Below are 21,286 nucleotides of genomic sequence, written 5' to 3' on the forward strand. Positions count from 1 at the left end.
TTTTTTTAGAATCAGGCAGCTTTTTCGTCTTTCTGGTGATCTCTATCGAGGTGGAAATTAATCCATGACGAAGTGTCTTTTAGCTCCCAAAGCCGTGGCGGCACAAAATGACCTGTAAGTTCATCTGTTTCATTATGTTTCTTCATCCTGTGATATGCTCTGACCCATACGCAGTATTTATCCTCATGCACCTCACAATAACCGTCACGGCTACCGCCACATGCACCGTTTCTCGTATGCTTAGGGCAACCTGACTCAGGACAGAGGAAACCGACATGCTGAATCCCGCAATCACCGCAACTCTGGCATGAGAGCATCAGCTTCTTGAAAGGATCTTCAAGAAATGCTTTCAACATCCAGGATGCGTTGCTCTTATCAAGCTTTGTAGAAATCTTTTTATAGATTGGGGCAAGCGAAGCCTTTTTATCAAAGAACAGATCGTGCGCTGTACGCAGGAACAGGTAATGTGCATCATCTGCCACATTAAAGGAAATCTCGTCTTTTACCGGAGTGCTCTCTCCCTGCTTATCTGCATTCTTGTAGAGATAGAATTTGTTTGGTGCGTCTTCGCGGAACTCTTCAACATAATCCTGCCAGTTATGCTCGATAGCCTCCATGCGATCCAGGATTGTTGCTACAGTATCGAAACTTTTATGTACTCCACCGATATGGATACCTTTGTAGCCGATTCCTTTGAGAACAACACCCAATCGTGCAGTACGCTCGATAGCATGTTTCATACCTTCGCCCTTCACCTCGTAATCTTGTGAAATCTGCTCAAAGAGTTTCTTTGAGACATAGACGCCCGGTACTCTGCCATTGTGCATTGCACGTGCAGGTCCTTTGCCGAGAAGGTAGAGAGAAGCAAGAGTTGGAATGGTGATGTTGTTGTGTTTATTGAAAATCAGCAGTTCTTCATACTTGTCAATATCATAGCCAAGCTGCGTTATGGTAAAGGAGGACCCTGCCTCTATCTTGCGCTGCAACTTTCTATACTGAACCCAGGCTTCGGCTTCAGTGTATTTAAATGGTGATACTGCACAACCGGTAACAAAGACTTCTGAATGGCCTGTCTTTATTAATCGTTTATTCAAATCGTTGAGCATGGAAGTGAGGATGACTGAATCGAAATCAAAAACCGGTGTGCCACGACCGCCAAAACCTTTACCCGAGTAATCACCGGTAAGGGCAAGAATGTTTTTCATTCCAAGTCTGGCAAGTTGAAGCGCCCTGCTCTCCATCCCCATTCGGTTTGTATCCCGACAGGTGAAATGAACGATTACGTCCATGCCATAATCAAGTATCTCACGACCAATCGCATCAGGGCTGAGAGCCGGATTACCACCCGGGTTATCTGTTATTGAAACAGCAGTGATACGACCATCATCAAACGCGTCCTTTGAAATCTGTTTTATAGTATCAATTGCACCACCGCTGAATTCCCGGCCGGGAACCAGCTCGAGAGTCACTACAAATTTCTCCGGTGTTGAAATATCATCATTGAAATTGCGTATCACAGAACCATCTCCTTATTAATATCTTTGGGAAACATAGTCCCAAATCTTTCAAGGCATGCAGTTTTTCTAACATTTCAAGGAAACGTGGTTTCCTGAAAATGCTGTAAACAATCGCGTGCATGACAAAAAAACACTATCACCCTATGCGTACGTTGTTTTACCCTGCAGACCGATACCACACCACCCACACATACCACATAGTAGTAATTGATTATATACCTTCAAAGAAGAGAAAACGACACATCATTCATGATAAATTTTGATATGCATATTCACACATTCTGATAAATGAATAGCGATTTGTTTTTATCTCAATGTTTTCAATTAATTACAAACACCACATAAAGGCGGTGTTTTCTTAAGAGGAAGACAGATTAATCACTTAGACACGTTCAATTAAAGACAGTGATAACTGTTTCCACCTGAGTTAATGTCATTTTTGGCAGCTAACAACACCGGAAACCAGGTTCTCAACATCATCAGAGAAAATGGTAAAAAAGGAGTGAGTTAATCAGGAATATTACAGGAAGGAGTTACATCAAAACAGACAGCAATCAGCCGAAGCAGCATGCTCCTGCGCCGGCAATGATATCATGTCATAAATAGGAGTTACGTATCAACATGTGACGAAACAGCATGATTTAAATCGTCGAATGAATCACTATTACGGTAGTATCAGCCGGTAGTCTTTTGTTTCATTTTGTTTATAAGTTCTTCTTTCTCTTTCAGCAGAGCATGAACTTCGGCCGCAGCCTCATAGTTATCCTGAGCAGCCTGAACCGCCTCTTCACGAGCGTGCTCGGCATGACTAATTTTCTCAATGGATGCCTGGACTACTTCATCCATTTGCCCCTCAAAATCTTTTTGCAGAGCGTCGTAGGCAGCCGACTTTTCATCTCTGTCCTGCCTCACCACCGCAAGCTCTTCTGTGAGTTGCTGCACATCTCTATTTTTCTTGAATAGAAGTAACAGAGATATTGCCGCGACAATTACCGCAACACCCGCAACCAACCATATAATCATATTTTCCATAATTCTTTCGCCTGTACACTTCGATAATAATGTCGTGAGTTCATCTCGGGAGAAAAACGATTTCGTTTCCAAATTTCAGAATAATAGTGAGTTAAAATAGCTGCTACAACAAATCACAAATCTAAGCAAACCATAACTAAGCCTATCCATTTACGTGAGTATAGACAATGTTTTTGACATTTTTTTTACAGAAAAATTCAGCAACTTCCTGACAAATCACATAGAATCTCCCGTGACTCAATCTACAAGACCCAACACAACTAACTGTTATCAATACATACCACAAAAAAAACAACCACCAAATCCTGCATATACTTTTCAGTAGATTGCACGCAAACATTATATTATTGCACACTTTCCGAAAAAGCTTTTGCCACACCACTGTCGCCGAATTATAGTGAACCATCGAGTCATTTTATAATCCGCTTGTATCACGTAACATTTCCTATAAAACAGGTACTCACATGAAACTTATAGTCTCAGGCTCTATGGCCTATGACAGAATTATGACCTTCCCTGAAAACTTTGCAGATCATATCCTCCCGGACAAAATCCACGTGCTTAATGTCTGTTTTCAGGTAGATGGCGTAACCGAACATTTTGGCGGCACCGCAGGAAACATCGCCTACGCATTACAACTCATGCAGAGCACGCCAACCATCACTGCGACCATTGGCCATGACCATCGCAGATATTTCAAATGGCTTGAAAAAAACAATATTCCTGCAGATGGAGTAGTAATCGTAGAAGAAGAATTTACTGCTGGTGCCTACATCACCACCGATAAAGGTGATAACCAGATCACCGGTTTTAACCCCGGCGCCATGAAGTATTCTTCAAATCTTGATTTTGATGGGCTGGACCCTGAAAACACCATTCTCATTGCCTCTCCGGGTAATCTTGATGACATGATCAACTACCCGCGCATCTGCAAGGAGAAAGGTATTCGATACATTGTCGATCCTGGCCAGGCATTACCTGTGCTTGATGCGGCTGATCTCATTGAGGTTATCACCGGTTGCTTCCTGCTGATCGTTAACGATTATGAGTTCGACATGATCCTCAATAAAACCGGACTGAGCAGAGAAGAACTGCTGGCACTTGGGGACTCAACCATTATCACTCTCGGTGAGCATGGCTCCAGTCTATTCACCAACGGCACAGAAACCAAAATAGCTGTCGCAAAAGCTGATAACGTTGTCGATCCTACCGGTTGCGGTGATGCATATCGCGGTGCTCTGCTGAGTGGACTTGCAGCGGGGAAAGATCTGGTTGAAAGCGCAAAAATGGGAAGCGTATGTGCTTCATTTGCAGTCGAGCGTCAGGGCACCCAGGTGTACAGCTTTACTCAGGAAGAGTTTAAGAAGCGTCAGGACAGCTACTAATAAATATTTTCCTTATCTTCAGGTAAATCCTCAGGCACCTTTGACCTTAGCCATGAGGATTCACTTAGTATTTTCTAATTACTCCTTCTCCTCAGCGTATTAAAGTGAGGAGAAAGGTGTGAGGTGTGAGGCGTGAGGCGTGGGTAGCCGATAAATGACAACCGTTTGAATCACGTATATTTTCATATAGTTGATGATGGTTTCATTGTTTTTTGCAGTTTTACCCCTCACTCCTCACTCCTCACGTCATTCAGCTGAGTTTTAGTGATAATCATTTAGTATTATCGTAGAGCAACTGCCACTCGGGACCTGTTCTCCCGCCCCAGAACCGAGCAGATAAACTCACCGGCAGCAACAAGTTCAGTCAGATCCACATCGGTCTTTATCCCCAAACCAATGAGCATATAAAGCAGATCTTCACTGGCAACATTCCCGCTTGCCCCGCTTGCGTATGGACAACCACCAAGTCCTGCCACTGAACTGTCCACCGTCTGCACGCCTATCTGCAGGGCGGCAAAGATGTTTACAAGCGCCTGACCGTAGGTATCATGAAAGTGTACTGCCAGAGTCTCAACCGGCACCTTTTCCATTACCCTCCTGATCATTGCCTGCACCATTCCAGGAGTACCAACTCCGATGGTGTCGGATAGAGCAATCTCAGTGCAGCCCATCCTGTAAAGCGCTTCCGTTACCCGGGTCACCTCGGAGAATGATATCGGGCCTTCATACGGACACCCCATAGTGCAGGAGACATATCCACGAATTGAGATATTATGCTGCACGGACTGTTCGATAATCTCTTTGCAACGCTCAAGCCCTTCATCGATAGAACAGTTGTTGTTCTTTTGTGAAAAGGACTCTGAAGCAGATGCAATAATACTCACAGCTTCAGCGCCTGCACCAAGACCATCCTCAAACCCGCGCACATTAGGAACCAGCAACGGGTAGCTGACAGTATTACGCATGGCGATTCCAGCAAAGACTTCCCTGAAATCAGCAAGCTGGGGAACCCATTTGGGTGATACACAGCTTGAGACTTCTATCACCGGTAATCCGGCAGAACTGAGCATATTGATAAACGTGATTTTATCTTCAGTCGACACAACAGTCGGCTCATTCTGCAGTCCGTCCCGAGCGGATACCTCTACTATTTTTACACGCTCAACCAGTTGCATTTTCACTCCCGGTATCCAGTTCAAACTCCAACAAACGATCACGCTCCTCAACTGAGTCACCTGCTGCGTAGAGAAGCTTGATCACCCTGCCATCGCCCGGTGCCTTAATTACATATTCCATCTTCATCGCTTCAAGCACCATGATGGTGTCGCCCTTTTTTACTACCTGCCCATTCTTCGCCATAACTCCGGTGACATTACCGGGGATAGGTGCTCGAAGTGAGTTCCCTTCACCATCACCTGAACCTTCTCCTATCCCTTTATCAATGAGGGTAAACTGGATTGTCCTCCCCTCACAAAAAAGGGTCAGCATATCTCCATGGTGCACCACTTCAGCGGATACATTGCGGCCGTTTACCCGACAACGAAGAGCATGGTTGATACATGTCACTTCACTCATCGTAAAGGTTTCCTCGCCGACCGCTATGGTATAGACATCATCTGAGATTACAGAAACTTCATGGTCCTTTCCGCGATTTTGAAAATGTACACAAAACCTGTTCGGTTCATTCAACCTGAAACCCAGACAACTGCCCCAAGGCGAAAAACTATCTGCAGTCTCAGTGAATTTTCGCTTCGCCTCTTCCTGTAAAACACCCATATGACCGAGAGCCGCATACGCGATCATCACATCAGGTACCAACTGGTCTGCAACCATACTTTCCAGTGTATTATCTACATATTGGGTTGTATGTGCGGCTGTTATAAATGCAGTATCCGAAGCCATCCTGCTCAAAAAATCGATATTTGTGGTAACCCCTGCAAGATGATAGGCGGCAAGGCCATGGAGTAATTTTTCGATAGCTTCAGCTCTATCCCGGCCGTGAACAATAAGTTTTGAAAGAATCGGATCGTAGAATGGCGTAACACTATCCCCTTCCCGAATCCCTCCATCTATACGCAAACCTGAAACGCAGGCAGGTTCCCGAAGATAATCGATCCGACCAGACGACGGCATAAAATCCCGGGCCGGGTCTTCCGCATAGATCCTTGCCTCGATGGCGTGACCGGACAATTGCACATCGTCCTGATTGCATGGCAGAGGCTCGCCAGCCGCCACAAGTAATTGCCAGCTCACCAGATCTCTATTGGTGATCATCTCTGTTACCGGATGCTCTACCTGCAAACGGGTATTTATCTCAAGAAAATAGAATTGGCCATTGCAGTCGACTAAAAACTCAACTGTTCCGGCCCCGATATACCCCACCGCATCGGCAGCGGTAACAGCGGCATCATAGAGACTATCGAGCAGTTCTCTGCCAAGCCCGGGGGCTGGTGCCTCTTCAATAATTTTCTGATGCCGCCTCTGCAGTGAACAGTCCCGCTCAAACAGGTGAAGTGTTTTTCCATGACTGTCCCGAAAAATCTGCACCTCAATATGACGGGCACCATGTATATGCTTTTCCCAGAGCAGACTGCTATCGCCAAAGGCGCTGGCAGCCTCGCGCCCTGCTGTGCCTATTGCCTCCTGCAAATCTTCTCGGCCCTCAACCATTCGGATACCTTTTCCGCCGCCACCCCGATCAGCTTTAATGAGTAGAGGATAACCGGCTCGATCCGCCTGCTGTTCAAGATCTTTCAGCTTATCGGTTTCAACATAGCCTCCGGGAATGATCGGAATTCCAGCCTTCTCCATTATCTCCTTGGCCCGGCCTTTTATACCCATCTCAGTGATAACGTTTGCCGGCGGCCCTATAAATATCAGCCCGGCGGCTTCACATGCTGCGGCAAAGTCCGGGTTTTCAGAGAGAAAACCATAACCGGGATGTATGGCCTCAACCCTTGCCTGCTTTGCCACCTTCAAAATATTTTCACCATGCAGATAACTTGAAATTGCAGGTGCAGGCCCAATACAAAAGGCTTCATCCGCCAATTCGGTATGAAGAGCATTGGTATCCACTTCAGAATAGACAGCAACGGTCGCTATCCCCATATCACGGGCCGTGCGGATAATTCGACAGGCTATTTCACCACGATTAGCAATCAGGATTTTTTTAAACATGGATGTTCCCTGTGATTTAGTTTCCATCCCTCCACGACGGTTGTCTCTTCTCCAGAAAGGCCGCAAGCCCTTCCTGCCCCTCATCAGACACCCTGATGGCTGCGATTACTTCAGCCATAAACTCGGTGTTTTTCTGCCTGCTCACATCACTGTTGCCGAACAGTTTACCTTTAATCGCAGCCATAGCCTCCGGCCCATTCGCCAGTAACTGGTCACATATTCTCCCGCACACATCATCAAGATCATCTGCACTGACCAGTTCGTGCACCAGGCCAATCTCCCGTGCGACTGCACTGCTGAACCGCTCACCAGTGAGCGCGTAACGCTGAGCATTACGCTCACCGATTGCACGACTGAGGTACGGTGAGATTACAGCGGGAATGAGGCCGAGCTTAACTTCTGTCAAAGCAAAGGATGCAACATCAGCTGCAATTGCAATATCACACGCAGCGACCAGACCGACACCGCCGCCCAGAGCTGGTCCATGGACAACAGCGATGGTCGGTTTCGGTAAAACAGAAAGGTCATGAAAAAAATCAGCGAGCGCCAACGCGTCCTGATAATTTTCATACTTCGAATAGCCCACCATCCGTTTCATCCAGTTCAGATCAGCACCTGCCGAAAAGCTCCCGCCACTTGCCTTCAACACCACAACGCGGACTACGGGATCGGCATCATACTCAGCAATCACCTCATGGAATTGCTTTAACATCTCATAGTCAAAAGCATTGTGGCTCTCCGGGCGATTCATGGTAATAGTTGCCACACCTCGAGAATCACATTCTGTCAGAATTGCTTTCATAGATTTTGGTCACCTGTTGAGATTACATTCGAAATACACCAAAACGCGTATCTTCAATCGGTGCGTTCAAACTGGCCGAAATCGATAAACCAAGCACCATACGGGTATCAGCAGGGTTTATTATTCCGTCATCCCACAGCCTGGCACTGGCATAATAAGGATGCCCCTGATGATCATACTGCGTTCTGATCTGTTGTCTGTACTCCTCAAGTTCCTCTTCGGAGTCACTTCCGCCTCTGACCTCTGCAAGCACATTGGCCGCCTGCTCACCGCCCATAACTGAAATTCTGCTATTGGGCCAACTCCAGACAAATCGTGGTTCGTAAGCCCTGCCACACATTGCATAATTTCCGGCACCGAAACTTCCACCGATTATTACGGTGAATTTTGGTACCCGGGCACATGAGGTTGCCATGACCATCTTGGCACCATTTTTGGCGATACCACCCTGTTCATAGCGACCGCCGACCATAAATCCGCTGATATTCTGTAAAAATACTATTGGGATATGTCGCTTGCAACACAACTCAATAAAATGGCAGCCCTTCTCTGCTGACTCAGAAAAGAGCACCCCGTTATTGGCGATAATGCCGACGGGGTACCCCATAATATGGGCAAACCCACACACCAGAGTCGGCCCGAACAGGGTTTTAAACTCATCAAATTCACTACCATCAACCAACCTGCAGAGAACCTCTCTCACATCATACGGGGTACGTATATTTTTCGGCACTACCCCTGCGAGTTCACGTGGATCGTACAATGGGGAGATTGGTTTTCGCAGCTGGATATCGATCTGTTTTTTAGAACACATGGTGGCCATTATCCGCCGGGCCAACCCCAGCGCATGATGATCATTTTCGGCATAATGGTCGGTTACACCTGACTCACGGCAATGCACATCCGCCCCGCCGAGATCTTCCGCGCTGATAATTTCACCCGTTGCAGCTTTTACGAGCGGTGGACCGCCGAGAAAAATTGTTCCCTGCTTCCGAACAATGATTGATTCATCTGCCATAGCAGGAATATACGCTCCGCCAGCGGTACATGACCCCATAACCACAGCCACCTGGGCAATCCCATGGGCCGACATCATCGCCTGGTTATAGAAAATCCGGCCAAAATGATCGCGATCGGGAAACACATTATCCTGTTCAGGCAAAAACGCTCCGCCTGAATCAACCAGATAAATACAGGGGAGATTATTCTGCTGAGCAATCTCCTGAGCCCGTAAATGTTTTTTGACTGTCAGAGGAAAATAACTACCACCCTTTACTGTAGCATCATTGGCGACGACCATGCATTCGCGGCCCCGGACGCTGCCGATGCCTGTAATGATTCCTGCTGCATGGATTCCACCGCCATACATGTCCCAGGCGGCAAACTGTGAAAATTCCAGAAATGGCGAGCCCGGATCCAAGAGTTCCCGTATGCGATCACGAACCAGCAACTTGCCTCTGCCCTGATGCTTATTGCGGGCAGCATCACTACCGCCCAGCCGAATTGTACTCACATTCGTTTCAAGATCAGTAATCAAATTCTGCATCACTCTACTGTTCTCAATGAACTCAGGTGAGTCTGTTCTGATATTCGTTTTAAGTGTTGTCATCTGACCTCAGGTATTGAGCACGCTGTTTCGCATCGAATTGTTACCGTCAGGGAGTTGTTTGCCGAAAGATCTCCCGGCCAATAAGCATTCTGCGTATTTCACTGGTTCCGGCTCCTATCTCATAGAGTTTTGCATCACGTAATAACCGGCCTGCCGGGAACTCATTGATATAGCCGTTACCGCCAAAGATCTGGATTGTATCAAGAGCGAGCTTCGTTGCTTTCTCAGCTGCATACAGTATCACTCCGGCCCCGTCTTTTCTGATATTGGCACCGTTGTCCGCTGCCCGCGCTACTGCATAGGTATATGACCGACAGGCACTCCAGGTTGAATACATATCGGCGATCTTACCCTGAATCAGCTGGAACTCGCCAATGGACGTATTAAACTGCTTCCGCTCATGAATATAGGGAACAACCTGATCCATGCATGCTGCCATTATGCCAAGCGGCCCCCCTGATAAGACAAGACGCTCATAATCGAGCCCGCTCATCAGTACCCTTACGCCGCTGTTCAGCTCGCCCAGCAGATTTTCTGCAGGTACTTCGCAATCCTGAAAAATCAGTTCACAGGTTGGCGAACCGCGCATTCCAAGCTTATCCAGCTTTGGCCCTGTAGAGAAACCTGCCATCTTTTTTTCTATGATAAATGCGGAAATGCCACGCTGACGAAGTTCGGGGGAGGTTTTAGCATACACTATCAGCACATCCGCATTGGGACCGTTGGTAATCCACATCTTTGTACCGTTGAGTACAAAAACATCACCCCGGCGTTCAGCTTTCAACTGCATGCTGATGACATCAGAGCCTGAGCCTGCCTCGCTCATGGCGAGTGCCCCGATATGCTCCCCGCTAATAAGTCGTGGAAGGTATTTTGCTTGCTGTTCGCTGTTGCCATTGAGGCAAAGCTGGTTAACACATAAATTACTGTGTGCACCGTACGCCAGACCAACAGAGGCAGACCCTCTGCTGAGCTCTTCCATTGCAACGACGTGTTCGAGATAGCCCATCTCAGCGCCACCAAACTGTTCTGGTGCCGTTATGCCGAGCAAACCGAGTTGTCCCATCTTCTGCCAGAGTTCTCGTGGAAAGGCGTCCTGCTTATCGATATCTACCGCTAGAGGGGCGATCTCCTGCTGAACAAAATCGTTCACCGATTCCCTCAACAAATTGACTGTCTCGCCTAAATGAAATTCAAGTCCCGCAAACCGTGCCATGCTCACCTCCTTGAAGGTTGTGAGATTTTACCCGGATTAACGAACTGGGTGAGTGATTTTTACGCCCTTTTAAAGGGGTTATACGTCTACAAAAAAGTATGAATATCTCTACTTCCACTTCATCAGCGTAGTTTATCACAGGATCGGTCAAAAAAGTAATTACAGGAAGTTATACAACACGATCATTACCCGATAAAAAAAACATATAGTCATGTTCATCCGGTAACCATACAAATATACATTAAAAGCCAAGTGATCCCGAAAAAGTTGCTATCTGAAAAAACTCAGGCATTCATGCAGGCCTCAGGCTATATTTGAAGCACACTCCAGCCCAAACAGAACCCTCAAATCGAAGTTACAGGCAAACGGCCTATCCACCATATTGCCGGTATCTCAACAGTTTATTCTTTATTTCTATTGTTTCTCTCTAAATGCTACGATAGTATTAGAAAGAAATTACCTTGCAATAACAGTGATACCTGCACGATGTTGGTAGTTTCCATCCGAAAACTACTTTTTGGCTCAATCTCAGTATTACGTTTGAATCAGGTAAGTGCAGACTCCAAATGCTACCTTTCAGGATACCAGTTATTAGAAAGTCATTTAAACGATACGCAATGAAGACAAAAACGAACGACCATCCTAACCGGCAACCTGTACCCGAGGAACGTGTTGTAGTGCTGATGTCCGATATGGTTCAGTACTCACAGCGTACCTCTGCCATGTCACCGGAAGAGTTAAAAGACTTCATCATAGACTACCACCAGACATTGCGCAGTATCGTTGACACTGTTGAAAATCAACCTGTTGAAATAGAACCCTCAGCCGGGGACGGCTCACTTATCGTCTTCAAGCAACGTTTCGGGGAAGATGACGCAATGATATGCACACGTGCAGTGCAGACAGCGACGAAGATAGCATATGCAATCACTGACGAACGTATCCCCCCTACCCGAATGGGAATTTTTCTCGGTACACTGATTGAAGCTGAGCTCTGTGGAAAAATTGCAAAATTCAGCACATGCTTCGCAGTTGCCAACAGACTGGAAGAGCTCTGTGGCCATTTTGGTACGACGATGCTGATGGACCGGGAGGTAGCCCGTAATCAGACAATGGATCAACAATACCTTGTAAGTGTCGGTAAATTCAGCCTCACGAGCGTTCTGCACCCGATGAATACCTTTACGATATACAGGCCGGGTGTGCACACCTGCCCCTGGGATATCGATGAGAAAATGCTACTTGAATTTATCCGCATGAAGAATGAGGCAATGGATCTCTTCAGTGGCAACCTGCTTCTTGGTATCCTTCCTGACTTCCCAACGGTAAGAAACAAGCTCATTGACGCACAAACGTTCTTTATTGACCTGACAGGTCGGGAGGACTTGTCCATTTCCCGTATCCTCGAATACATCAGAGAAACTCCGCACCCTGCCAGTGACTTTAACACCCGCGGCATGAAACTGATGGAGAAAAAACGAGATACTCTGGGCGACAGACTCTTTCACCTGTCCAAGCAGCTCCTGAAAGCGATGAATCACGACATCTACCATACACTTGTAGTAGATACCGCCTGGGAACATTTCTTTAAGCTTGAGTGGCATAAAAAAGGCACGGTGATTATTCAGATAGGCGATGAACCCGATGGTATCTATTATCTCGATACCGGCAGGGCAAAAACCTATAACAACAATTCCGAGCTACTCTCCACCATGGAGGAAGGGGCCATTTTCGGTGAGATGGCGTACTTTGGCGACGGCCGCAAGAGAACAGCTACAGTTATCGCAGACAGTGATGTGGTGGTCAGAAGGATTAGCACCAAAGATTTCAGTAAGCTCCCTGTAATCATAGAGATTTTCAGAAAAATCGCCGAAGCACGAAAAAACGAAATTAAACAGATGGATAGCAATTCATCTATATGAGTGAATCCTCTGGTAGCAATGATGTACATAAGAAACTATCTGATTCCCCATACATCTCAGCTTCGAATTGTGAGGAGTGAGGCGTAAGGTGTAAGGTGTGAGGCGGAAACGACAGCATAAAAACTCCTCTTGCTGTCTTCTTTTATGTCAGACGTGCTGATTTCCAGAGGTAATCAAAAAAAATTATACACGTATACAATCATGAAAAAACTTCCTTTCTTTAGACCAATACAGCTACTCTGCCTCAGCGTTCTTTTTCTACTTTCCGGTTGTGCCGGGCTGAACTCATCATTTGAGACACCGAAGGTTACACTGGCTGACATTAATGTTCGTGAGATAAAAACTCTTGAGACATCTTTTCTTGTTCAGCTTCGTGTTATGAATCCAAACGATTTCCCGCTGGAAATAAAGGGGCTGAGCTGTGATCTTGAAGTTGACGGCCGACAGTTTGCTTCAGGCCTGCAAGGAAATGTTCAGGCAATCGAACCTTACGGATCTGCACTTGTTCCGGTTGAGGTATATGCCTCTGTTCTTGATATGGTCAACTCTGTTATCGGTTTAATTCAATCAGCGAACAAACCGAATGCGCCTATGGAAAGTCTTACGTATCGGCTTGTCGGAAAAGTTCATGTGAGCACAGGTACGTTGACCCGTAATGTGCCGTTTGAGTCCGAGGGGGAGTTGAATCTTAAATAGTTTCCATCCGAAAACGGTGCTTTTCATCTAACTCTTCGTTGCTCTCAAAATTTTATCCTCGCAATATTATATATATGGCTGTGGTAAAATTTATCGAGCGCCTCGATTTAGATGAAAACCCCTCGTTTCGAGATGAAAACTAATTAGTGAGGCGTCAGGAGTGAGGAGTGAGGGGAGGTAGAAAATTACTGCTGAGTTTCTGTGCTAATTTGGAATTAGTGTGGAGAAACTCAGCAGTGTTGTTTTCAGGCTTCTATGACCATTCCGGCTTGGCCCATAGAGATATCAGCACTGAGATGCGCATTGAGGTATTCTACAGCGCTCTCACCTGAGCAATGGCAGGCGATGATGCGTTTAATATCAAAATCGGCCAACTGTTTAACAGTTTTCTCCAAACGCTGGCTTGATGCATTAAGCAGATGCAAGCCGCCAAGAACCAGGGCAATTCGCTTTTCTCCGGTAATCTCTGTTACACGGGTAAGCGTGTTAACCAGTCCGGAGTGGCAGCACCCCAGGCAAACCACAAGCCCCTCATCACCCTTAAACCACATAGCGACATCATCTTTTAAAGTATCAGTCTCCCGCCCTTCCGGATCAAGATAGAATGAGCCGCCGGTATCTTCATAATCGTTAACGCGTGGTATCGGTCCACTTATGCCCACCTTGGAAGACAGCTCCATAGGTTTTGTGAGCCAATGAGTTTTATTATCTGGATGATGCATAACCGCTTCCATCGCTGCGAGCGGCATTTTGACAATGACCGGCTTTTCTTCATCCAGACTATAGCGAGGCTGAAATACCCCCGCATGAAGATAAATTTCCAGTTTTCTGTTGCGTTTGAGCATCTCAGCAACACCACCAGTGTGATCATAATGGCCATGACTCAGCACAAGCGTTGAGATCTTCTCCGGCTTGATTTTTAAGGCCTCCATATTCGAAAGCAAAGCCTTCTTTTCGCCTGTATCAAAGAGGATGGTCTGCTCATCGGTTTCTATTAACAACGAAAACCCATGCTCGGCCACCAGCCCTTCAGCAGCCTTGTTATCAACAACAACTGTCAGTCGACAATTGCTCACTTTACACCTTCCTTTTGCATGAATTTTGCTTTTGCCCTGGCAACAAGTTTACCATCCACCCTCGCCTCAGCCTTTAATTCGTACAAGGTTGAGACTGCACATGTGAGCCAGGCACGGATAATCACTTTGCTGGTGCAGGGAATCGCGTGCAGAAAACGTACACGCAGATCTCCTGTGACCGCTTTTATATCCTGAACGAGCAGGCAATGCGCCATGGCGGAATCCAGCACCGCTGAAATTACTCCTCCATGAAGAATACCCTCATACCCCTGTAGGTGCGGACCTCCTGTAAATGCCGCCTCAACCGCATTGCCGCCATTACCGCCAATGCCGCTAACAGGCTGAAACTTCAACCCAAGGGAAAACGGATTATTCCTGCCACAGATTATGCAATTATCGTGGCCGTCGAGAAATTCTCCGTTCATATTCTTAGTCACTGCCCTGCCCCCTTAATTATTGTATATAATTTTCAGGCGATTACTTCTCCCTTGTATAGGGCCAAGCCATAATTCCGCCTTCCATAACTTTTACATTGGTATAACCGTTTGCCTCAAGTATAAGCGCAATTTCGTATCCGCGAAGGGAAATTTTGCAAAAACAGACAATCTCGGTGGACTTATCCTGAGGTAAATCGGCCAGCACGCTTCGTAATTTTCCAACGGGAATATACTGCTCACCGATACCAAGACGCAAGACTTCATGTTCATCAGGACCACGACCATCAACAAAATACGGAGAATCACCAGCCTGAATCCTATTATACACCTCTTCTGCGCTGATTGTGGTTAAGCGACCCTTCATTTTATTCTGAACAATATGTGCTGAAGCAATAAAATGATCAATTGCAAGAGAGTATGGCGGTGCATAAGGTAAATCAGCGCAACTCAACTGATCAATGGTTAAGCCGCCACTAACAGCCATTGCTGCTGTGGCAATCTGTCGTGAAACATCGCCATTGCCTACACACTGGTAGCCAAGGATCTTCTCAGATTTCTTATCAACCAGGATTTTACTTATGAGAAGTTTTGCTCCCATAAATCCAGGCTTATCCGGGCTTGCATTAACGACTGTCTCAAAATCAGTCATGCCCTGACGTTTGGCCTCTGTTTCAGTGAGCCCTGTAGCACCGGCAGTAAAATCAAAAACCTTGCATATTGCTGTGCCGATGGTGCCGCCAAACACTGCGCTGTTGCCGCTCACCACATTTTCGCCAACTACCCTGCCCTGCAGATTTGCCATATCGCCCATCGGCGCGTAGACCTTCTTGCCGGTAAGACGATTTTCACACTCAACACAGTCCCCTGCTGCATAGATATCCGCGTCAGACGTCTGCATGTATTCATTTACAGTGATACCGCCAAAAGTGCCAATCTCTAATCCTGCCGTTGATGCCAGTGCAGAATTAGGGCTGACCCCTGTTGCCAGAACCGCCAGCTCACACTCCAGAGTCTCACCATTTGCCAGTTGCACTCCGATGAGCTTGCCATCTTTACCTACAAAGTTTTCAAGCTTCATGCCGGTTCGCAGGTCAACCGATTTGGCCGCCATATGATTACCAACCAGCATCGCCAGTTGTTTATCAAGAAAGGTCAGCACCTGCTCTTCCATTTCGATAAGTGTTACAGCAATGCCGCATGCCACGAGCGCTTCACTTGCCTCTACACCTATAAGGCCGCCACCGATGATTACTGCACGCTTTACCGCGCCGGACTTGCAGGCATCATGCAGATAATCTGTATCCTGCATGGAAAGTAAGGTTGTGATGCCTTCAAGCTCTCGTCCAGCCACCGGAATATTTCGCGCACTTGCTCCCATAGCCAAGACAAGTTTATCATATTCGATAGTACATTCTTCGTCGCTCTTGAGGTCTTTACAGGCAATAGTTTTGTTCTTGCGATCGATTGCATTACACTCTGTCTCGGTGAGTGCTTTGATGTTTTTTGTCTTTTCGAAAAAGAACGGGTCGCGAACCACTCCAGTGGGTGTAGCAATCAACTGATTTCTATCGGAAAACGTTCCGCCCACATAATATGGATAGCCACAACTTGCCATCGACAGATCCGGATCTTTCTGGATTATTGTAATTTCGGCATGTTGATCAAGTCGACGAGCCTTTGCCGCTGCTTTGGCACCCGCAGCCGAGCCGCCAATTACCACAATTTTTTTATTCTGCACTGAAGACTCCTTTGAATTGCGACAGAAATGGTCGCGTAAACTAAAACACTTCTATTGATGATGAAGTCATACCACAAGGTGATATGTTCATATGCACATTTTCATTGTTATAAATAATACGCTCATCAAGGTTGTCAATCTTTATATTTGGTGCATAATCCGTATAAATCATCACATCGTTTTGGTCAGTGTTTGTCTTTACCTGCGATCATGCTTAGCGTAAAAAAATGGTTTCTCAAAAACCTGCAATTCATACTAGTTAGCAAACATTTATTCACCAGCGCGACCATTTTTTTGATCGTGCACTGAGACAGGATGCGCATTGAGCAAAACACAAAAATTTATCTACAGGTCCGTGTTCCCATGCACAGCAAGGGAGTTGTACGATTTCCACTCCAGACCCGGAGCACTTGAGCGATTACTTCCCCCCTGGGATGGCTCCGAAGTTGTGTGGAAAAAAGGTTCGCTGGCTCCCGGTGGCAAAGTGCTGATGAAGCTCAAACAGGGGCCGATTTCTTTTCCATGGGAAGCACACCATATAGAAGAAATACCCGGTGTTATGTTTCAGGATGTTCAACATAAAGGGCCATTTGCACAATTCAGTCATGTCCATAGATTCTCGGATACCCCTGAAGGTGCATTGCTGGAAGATGAGATTGAATTTGCCCTGCCTTTTCAATCACTGATGCCCGCAATCGCCACCAGACAGGTATACAAAATGCTCACCAGTATTTTTACTTACCGTGAGCACACCCTCACTGAAGACCTGAAACTCCATGCCCGTTGCAGCAAAAAACCGCTTCGTATTCTTATTTCGGGCGCAAGCGGTGTGTTGGGCAGCGTCCTGGTGCCATTGCTTACAACAGGAGGTCACGAAGTATGGACACTGGTTCGTCGTCGTGCCGACCCTCATAAAAACGAAATCCAGTGGGATCCACAAAATGAAATTCTCGATCTTAGTTCGCTTCCCGATCTTGATGGAGTAATCCATCTGGCGGGTGAATATATCGGCCTTGGCCGCTGGTCCCCGGCAAAAAAACGCAGTGTGATCGAAAGTAGAACCAGAGGTACACATCTCCTTGCCTCCGCCATTGCCGCCCTGCCTAAAAAGCCGGATGTCTTTCTTTCCGCCTCAGCAGTCGGCTACTATGGAGACTGCGGGCCGCAGATCATCTATGAAGACCACCCTGAAGGCAATGATTTCATCTCTGAGGTCTGCTCACTCTGGGAAGGCGCTGCGGCACCCGCGAAAGAAGCCGGAATTCGTACCGTGCTCATGCGGCTCGGGGTGGCCTTGACGCCACGGGGTGGAGCACTGCAAAGGCTTCTGGTCACCACACCTTTAGGATTTTTCAAGCGTTTCGGCATCGGCAACCAGTATATCAGCTGGATGAGCATTGATGATATGGTCTCGGCGATGCTCCACTGCCTGGTCACTCCAGCCATTGAAGGGCCGATAAATATTGCTGCACCCGAACCAGTAACAAATATCGAGCTTTTGCAAACCCTGGCAAAAACATCATCCCTGCCCCAGGCGCTAGATATTCCAGCGTGGTTTTTAAAGATCCTTTATGGACAGATGGCAACAGAAATACTATTGTCAGGCTGCCGGGTATCGTCAGGAAAACTCAAAGAATCCGGTTTCACATTTAGACACCCCACACTACCAGAAGCGCTTCAAACACTATTGGGTAAGCTCGAGAACAACCAAACTAACACATAAGGACCTTCACGGTGAGCAGGCAATTAAAAACGACATTTCTTGTTATCATGACCATTGCCCTCGGTTGCGGCTTTCTTCATCATTTAATCCCGACTTCCGTACTTAATTTTGAACGACTGCATATCTTTTTGTTTAACCTGTGCAGCGGCGGGACGTTGCTGATTTACTTTACCGAAGATAAAAAGCACCTCACCCGGACAGGACGTGCCTTCTTCCTGCTCTCAATCTGTTTTGCTCTGTTCTCCTTTGAGGGGTGGTATCTGCCAACACTCATCATTCCATTGATTCTTGGTGTTATCGTAGAAAAGGTTCGCATCACGCACTTCGGATCGATCATCCCCTATGCACTGTTTTCTACGAAAGAGGATGTGGCACGTAAATTTCATCAGGCAGCGTTGCTCTGTCTCTCGCTTGCGCTCTTTATCTCCAGCCCTGTCATTTTAAATGATGTCTACATGCATTGGTTTACCTTAGAAAAACTCAAACTGGATACTTTCTTTCTTGGTTTTTCATTCCCCGTGTCACTGATAAGTATGTCGGTGATTTTTTCACTGATGAAAAAGCATGAGATGGAGGTAACTGTACATTTGAAAGAGGCGTTATTCTGGACTATTAATCTCGGGGTAATCGTCTTTTTCCTCTTTATTCTGGCAAAATGGTTTGTGCCGCAGGTAATGATTGCCACCACTCTTTTTGTGGCAATTACCCTTGTGTTGTACCTGTATTATCATCAGGGAATCCAGCTGCAGCAAAAGGCTTTTCTGACTTCAGGCATATTGTTTCTGCTCTTTACCTCGATAACCGGCATTCTCTATATCCTCTTTGCTTTTTCTGAAGGGTATGACCCACAAGAAACTCTGCCGCTGCTCAGGCTGCATGCGTTTACTGCACTTTATGGCTGGAACCTCAGTGGGCTGGCAGTGATTAGCAGACATGGAGATTTCCCCATCAAGCTGCACTCCCAGAAGGTTATTTTTCTTCACTGGCTTACGGTACTGATCCTCTGCCCTATCGGATTTTTCGTACCAGCCATCGCTATTATTGCCGTAATTTCCTATGGCCTGCTGTTACACAAACTCCTCTTTAACCGGGGGCAGGTAGATGACCGCCTGGTTTCAGTAGAGGATGAAATGCTGTTAAAGTGGAAGCAGTAATGTCGCACAGTATTTGTAGTTCAACTGTTTTGCAGTACAATAATTTTCATCCGGAAACACAGCAGCCCGTTAGCCTTATCGAACCGATTGATTAGTTCAGTTGAGATGTAGATCCTCAAATTAAAGAAACTCATATGACCCAATTAGCAGCCGAAGAAATTGTTCAGATCGTTGACCGCGATAATACCCCGACAGATGCTGTCCCTCGCAAAATCATGAGGCAGCAGGGACTGATACACAGGGCAAGTTATATTCTGGTCTTCAATGGTGCGAATGAACTCTTCATCCAGAAACGGACAATGATAAAAGACATCTTTCCGGGATTTTGGGATATTGCTGCCGGCGGTGTCGTTTTGGCAGGAGAAACGTATGACGAATCGGCCAGACGGGAACTCTTTGAAGAATTAGGAGTCAAAGATATACCGATCGAATTTCTCTTTCATCACTACTTCGATGATGGCACAAACAAAGTTTGGGGCGGTGTTTACCGTTGCCGGCATGAAGGCCCCTTTATCCTGCAAAAGGAAGAAATTGAGAGTGGGATGTTTATACCGGTCGAAGATATCTTCAACAACACATTGCAAGGGCCGGTCACACCCGATGGAATTGAGATTCTGGAAAAGCTCATCTGATTTTCAGGATTACCGTATAAAATCACCACCCAGCCCGACAGGCACATTCGCTGAGTAAAGCGTGTTGGGCACACTTCATTTAAGAAAAGAGGACATGATGAAATATTTTTTAGCATTTCTACTCGTATTAGCCATGGCATTTCCAGCATTTGCTAAAAACGAAAATAAGCAGAAGAACCTGCCTCCCGGCCTACAAAAAAAATATGAACGAACAGGTGAATTACCCCCTGGATGGCAAAAGAAATTGGTCAAAGGAGAAGTTCTGGATATAGATCTCTACAAAAGTGCAAAACCGTATACAATTAAGCCCGGGCATTATCCTATGGAACCAAAGGCAGGAACATCAATATTACGAATCGAAGACAGAGTAATACGAATCATGAACGATACCAGAGTAATTCTGGATGTATTCGGCATTTAGACTCAGCTGAGAACCGATTCGATTGTTGTTCAGCACATAATCAATCAATTTTTGAGTGAACAACCCTACGCGCACCACAGAAATGTCAGCATGGGCACGGCAACATCCTGGCAATAGTCACCTTACCGTTACTTTTTTACAAAGAGACATGTTCTATAGAAAAATTGATAATGATTTAAAAATTGGTTTGTCTCTTCCTCAATATGCGGAAGAGATGTTTGCGCTGACCGATAGAAATCGCAGACACCTCAGAGCATGGCTACCCTGGCTTGATTCAATCCAGAAACCTGAAGACACAAAATCGTTTATACAATTACAGTTAAAACGGTTCGCGGACGGAGAAGCTATGCATCTGTCAATTTTCTTTAAGAACGATCTGGCAGGTGTTCTTGCTTACAATAAACTTGATCACCTTAATGGCATTGGCCATCTGGGATACTGGCTGGGTGAAGAGTATGTCGGTAAAGGCATAATGACAAAGTCTGTTCGGGAAGTGATCGACCTGGGCTTCACAAACTGGCCTCTCCAGAAGATTGAAATCCATTGCGCAGTAGACAACCTGAAAAGCCGGGCAATTCCTGAAAAATTAGGCTTTCAAAACGAAGGTACGATCCGCAGAACAGCAAAGGTGTATGAAAGCTATCAGGACCACAGTGTTTACGGATTACTACGAGAGGAGTATCTGGATAACCACAACCTGCCTTAACACAGTGTGTAATTTTGATTCAATTACATATGTATTTCACATC

The 21,286-nt window shown here is 46.3% G+C and carries 18 protein-coding genes; 8 read left to right on the forward strand and 10 right to left on the reverse strand.

Annotated elements, in window-relative coordinates; all coding sequences use genetic code 11:
- Positions 1-11: 11 nt before the first annotated feature.
- Both FCL46_RS17145 and FCL46_RS17150 read right to left on the reverse strand, forming a co-directional pair.
- Entirely contained in the window at positions 12-1,517 is a 1,506-nt protein-coding gene (locus FCL46_RS17145; RefSeq protein WP_136809944.1) for a methylenetetrahydrofolate reductase C-terminal domain-containing protein, read from the reverse strand.
- A 675-nt stretch (positions 1,518-2,192) separates the two neighbouring features.
- Positions 2,193-2,549 carry a hypothetical protein gene (locus tag FCL46_RS17150; protein WP_136809945.1) on the reverse strand — a complete coding sequence of 119 codons (357 nt, stop codon included), beginning with the start codon at positions 2,547-2,549 and terminating at the stop codon, positions 2,193-2,195.
- Between the two features lie 464 nt (positions 2,550-3,013).
- Here FCL46_RS17150 and FCL46_RS17155 point away from each other — a divergent pair, with 464 nt between their 5' ends.
- Entirely contained in the window at positions 3,014-3,934 is a 921-nt protein-coding gene (locus FCL46_RS17155) for a carbohydrate kinase family protein (protein ID WP_136809946.1), read from the forward strand.
- A 281-nt stretch (positions 3,935-4,215) separates the two neighbouring features.
- Here FCL46_RS17155 and FCL46_RS17160 read toward each other — a convergent pair whose 3' ends face one another.
- The 5 genes from FCL46_RS17160 to FCL46_RS17180 are packed head-to-tail and all read right to left on the reverse strand — an operon-like array spanning position 4,216 to position 10,738.
- The gene (locus FCL46_RS17160; protein ID WP_136809947.1) at positions 4,216-5,109 is read right to left on the reverse strand and encodes a hydroxymethylglutaryl-CoA lyase; all 894 of its coding nucleotides are present in this window, start codon (positions 5,107-5,109) and stop codon (positions 4,216-4,218) included.
- Positions 5,096-7,138, reverse strand: a complete 2,043-nt coding sequence (locus FCL46_RS17165; RefSeq protein ID WP_167506041.1) for an acetyl/propionyl/methylcrotonyl-CoA carboxylase subunit alpha — start codon at positions 7,136-7,138, stop codon at positions 5,096-5,098. Before FCL46_RS17165 ends, FCL46_RS17160 begins: the two co-directional genes overlap by 14 nt.
- A complete protein-coding gene (locus FCL46_RS17170) occupies positions 7,128-7,913 on the reverse strand; it encodes an enoyl-CoA hydratase-related protein (protein ID WP_136809949.1) in 786 nt (261 codons plus the stop codon). Before FCL46_RS17170 ends, FCL46_RS17165 begins: the two co-directional genes overlap by 11 nt.
- Positions 7,914-7,935: 22 nt before the next feature.
- On the reverse strand, positions 7,936-9,522 hold the full coding sequence (locus FCL46_RS17175) for a carboxyl transferase domain-containing protein (RefSeq protein WP_136809950.1): 1,587 nt from the start codon (positions 9,520-9,522) through the stop codon (positions 7,936-7,938).
- 46 nt (positions 9,523-9,568) lie between these two features.
- A complete protein-coding gene (locus FCL46_RS17180; RefSeq protein WP_136809951.1) occupies positions 9,569-10,738 on the reverse strand; it encodes an isovaleryl-CoA dehydrogenase in 1,170 nt (389 codons plus the stop codon).
- Between the two features lie 617 nt (positions 10,739-11,355).
- Here FCL46_RS17180 and FCL46_RS17185 point away from each other — a divergent pair.
- Both FCL46_RS17185 and FCL46_RS17190 read left to right on the forward strand, forming a co-directional pair.
- Positions 11,356-12,660 carry a cyclic nucleotide-binding domain-containing protein gene (locus FCL46_RS17185; RefSeq protein ID WP_167506042.1) on the forward strand — a complete coding sequence of 435 codons (1,305 nt, stop codon included), beginning with the start codon at positions 11,356-11,358 and terminating at the stop codon, positions 12,658-12,660.
- 201 nt (positions 12,661-12,861) lie between these two features.
- Entirely contained in the window at positions 12,862-13,356 is a 495-nt protein-coding gene (locus FCL46_RS17190) for an LEA/WHy family protein (RefSeq protein ID WP_167506043.1), read from the forward strand.
- A 245-nt stretch (positions 13,357-13,601) separates the two neighbouring features.
- Here FCL46_RS17190 and FCL46_RS17195 read toward each other — a convergent pair whose 3' ends face one another.
- The 3 genes from FCL46_RS17195 to FCL46_RS17205 are packed head-to-tail and all read right to left on the reverse strand — an operon-like array spanning position 13,602 to position 16,607.
- On the reverse strand, positions 13,602-14,432 hold the full coding sequence (locus tag FCL46_RS17195) for an MBL fold metallo-hydrolase (protein ID WP_167506044.1): 831 nt from the start codon (positions 14,430-14,432) through the stop codon (positions 13,602-13,604).
- Positions 14,429-14,869, reverse strand: a complete 441-nt coding sequence (locus FCL46_RS17200) for a PaaI family thioesterase (protein ID WP_217909459.1) — start codon at positions 14,867-14,869, stop codon at positions 14,429-14,431. The genes FCL46_RS17195 and FCL46_RS17200 overlap by 4 nt, the downstream gene beginning before the upstream one ends.
- 40 nt (positions 14,870-14,909) lie before the next feature.
- Entirely contained in the window at positions 14,910-16,607 is a 1,698-nt protein-coding gene (locus tag FCL46_RS17205) for an FAD-dependent oxidoreductase (protein WP_136809955.1), read from the reverse strand.
- Positions 16,608-16,929: 322 nt separating this feature from the next.
- Here FCL46_RS17205 and FCL46_RS17210 point away from each other — a divergent pair, with 322 nt between their 5' ends.
- The 5 genes from FCL46_RS17210 (at position 16,930) to FCL46_RS17230 (ending at position 21,243) form a co-directional block, all read left to right on the forward strand.
- Positions 16,930-18,330 carry a TIGR01777 family oxidoreductase gene (locus tag FCL46_RS17210; protein WP_136809956.1) on the forward strand — a complete coding sequence of 467 codons (1,401 nt, stop codon included), beginning with the start codon at positions 16,930-16,932 and terminating at the stop codon, positions 18,328-18,330.
- Between the two features lie 11 nt (positions 18,331-18,341).
- A complete protein-coding gene (locus FCL46_RS17215; RefSeq protein WP_136809957.1) occupies positions 18,342-19,484 on the forward strand; it encodes a hypothetical protein in 1,143 nt (380 codons plus the stop codon).
- A gap of 134 nt (positions 19,485-19,618) precedes the next feature.
- A complete protein-coding gene (locus tag FCL46_RS17220) occupies positions 19,619-20,116 on the forward strand; it encodes an NUDIX hydrolase (protein ID WP_136809958.1) in 498 nt (165 codons plus the stop codon).
- A 94-nt stretch (positions 20,117-20,210) separates the two neighbouring features.
- Positions 20,211-20,537 (forward strand): hypothetical protein, encoded by a 327-nt coding sequence (locus tag FCL46_RS17225; RefSeq protein ID WP_136809959.1) that lies wholly within the window; start codon positions 20,211-20,213, stop codon positions 20,535-20,537.
- Between the two features lie 148 nt (positions 20,538-20,685).
- Positions 20,686-21,243 (forward strand): GNAT family N-acetyltransferase, encoded by a 558-nt coding sequence (locus FCL46_RS17230; protein WP_136809960.1) that lies wholly within the window; start codon positions 20,686-20,688, stop codon positions 21,241-21,243.
- Positions 21,244-21,286: the final 43 nt, after the last annotated feature.

Origin of the sequence: Desulfosediminicola flagellatus (assembly GCF_005116655.2) — a bacterium.
GTDB lineage: Bacteria > Desulfobacterota > Desulfobulbia > Desulfobulbales > Desulfocapsaceae > Desulfopila > Desulfopila flagellata.

Bases quoted from the DNA above. Each gene is read 5' to 3' on its own strand.
- FCL46_RS17175 (WP_136809950.1), bottom strand. From the start codon at position 9,522: ATGACAACACTTAAAACGAATATCAGAACAGACTCACCTGAGTTCATT.
- FCL46_RS17230 (WP_136809960.1), top strand. From the start codon at position 20,686: ATGTTCTATAGAAAAATTGATAATGATTTAAAAATTGGTTTGTCTCTT.
- FCL46_RS17150 (WP_136809945.1), bottom strand. From the start codon at position 2,549: ATGGAAAATATGATTATATGGTTGGTTGCGGGTGTTGCGGTAATTGTC.
- FCL46_RS17220 (WP_136809958.1), top strand. From the start codon at position 19,619: ATGACCCAATTAGCAGCCGAAGAAATTGTTCAGATCGTTGACCGCGAT.
- FCL46_RS17225 (WP_136809959.1), top strand. From the start codon at position 20,211: ATGATGAAATATTTTTTAGCATTTCTACTCGTATTAGCCATGGCATTT.
- FCL46_RS17180 (WP_136809951.1), bottom strand. From the start codon at position 10,738: ATGGCACGGTTTGCGGGACTTGAATTTCATTTAGGCGAGACAGTCAAT.
- FCL46_RS17170 (WP_136809949.1), bottom strand. From the start codon at position 7,913: ATGAAAGCAATTCTGACAGAATGTGATTCTCGAGGTGTGGCAACTATT.
- FCL46_RS17160 (WP_136809947.1), bottom strand. From the start codon at position 5,109: ATGCAACTGGTTGAGCGTGTAAAAATAGTAGAGGTATCCGCTCGGGAC.
- FCL46_RS17185 (WP_167506042.1), top strand. From the start codon at position 11,356: ATGAAGACAAAAACGAACGACCATCCTAACCGGCAACCTGTACCCGAG.
- FCL46_RS17155 (WP_136809946.1), top strand. From the start codon at position 3,014: ATGAAACTTATAGTCTCAGGCTCTATGGCCTATGACAGAATTATGACC.
- FCL46_RS17165 (WP_167506041.1), bottom strand. From the start codon at position 7,138: ATGGAAACTAAATCACAGGGAACATCCATGTTTAAAAAAATCCTGATT.
- FCL46_RS17190 (WP_167506043.1), top strand. From the start codon at position 12,862: ATGAAAAAACTTCCTTTCTTTAGACCAATACAGCTACTCTGCCTCAGC.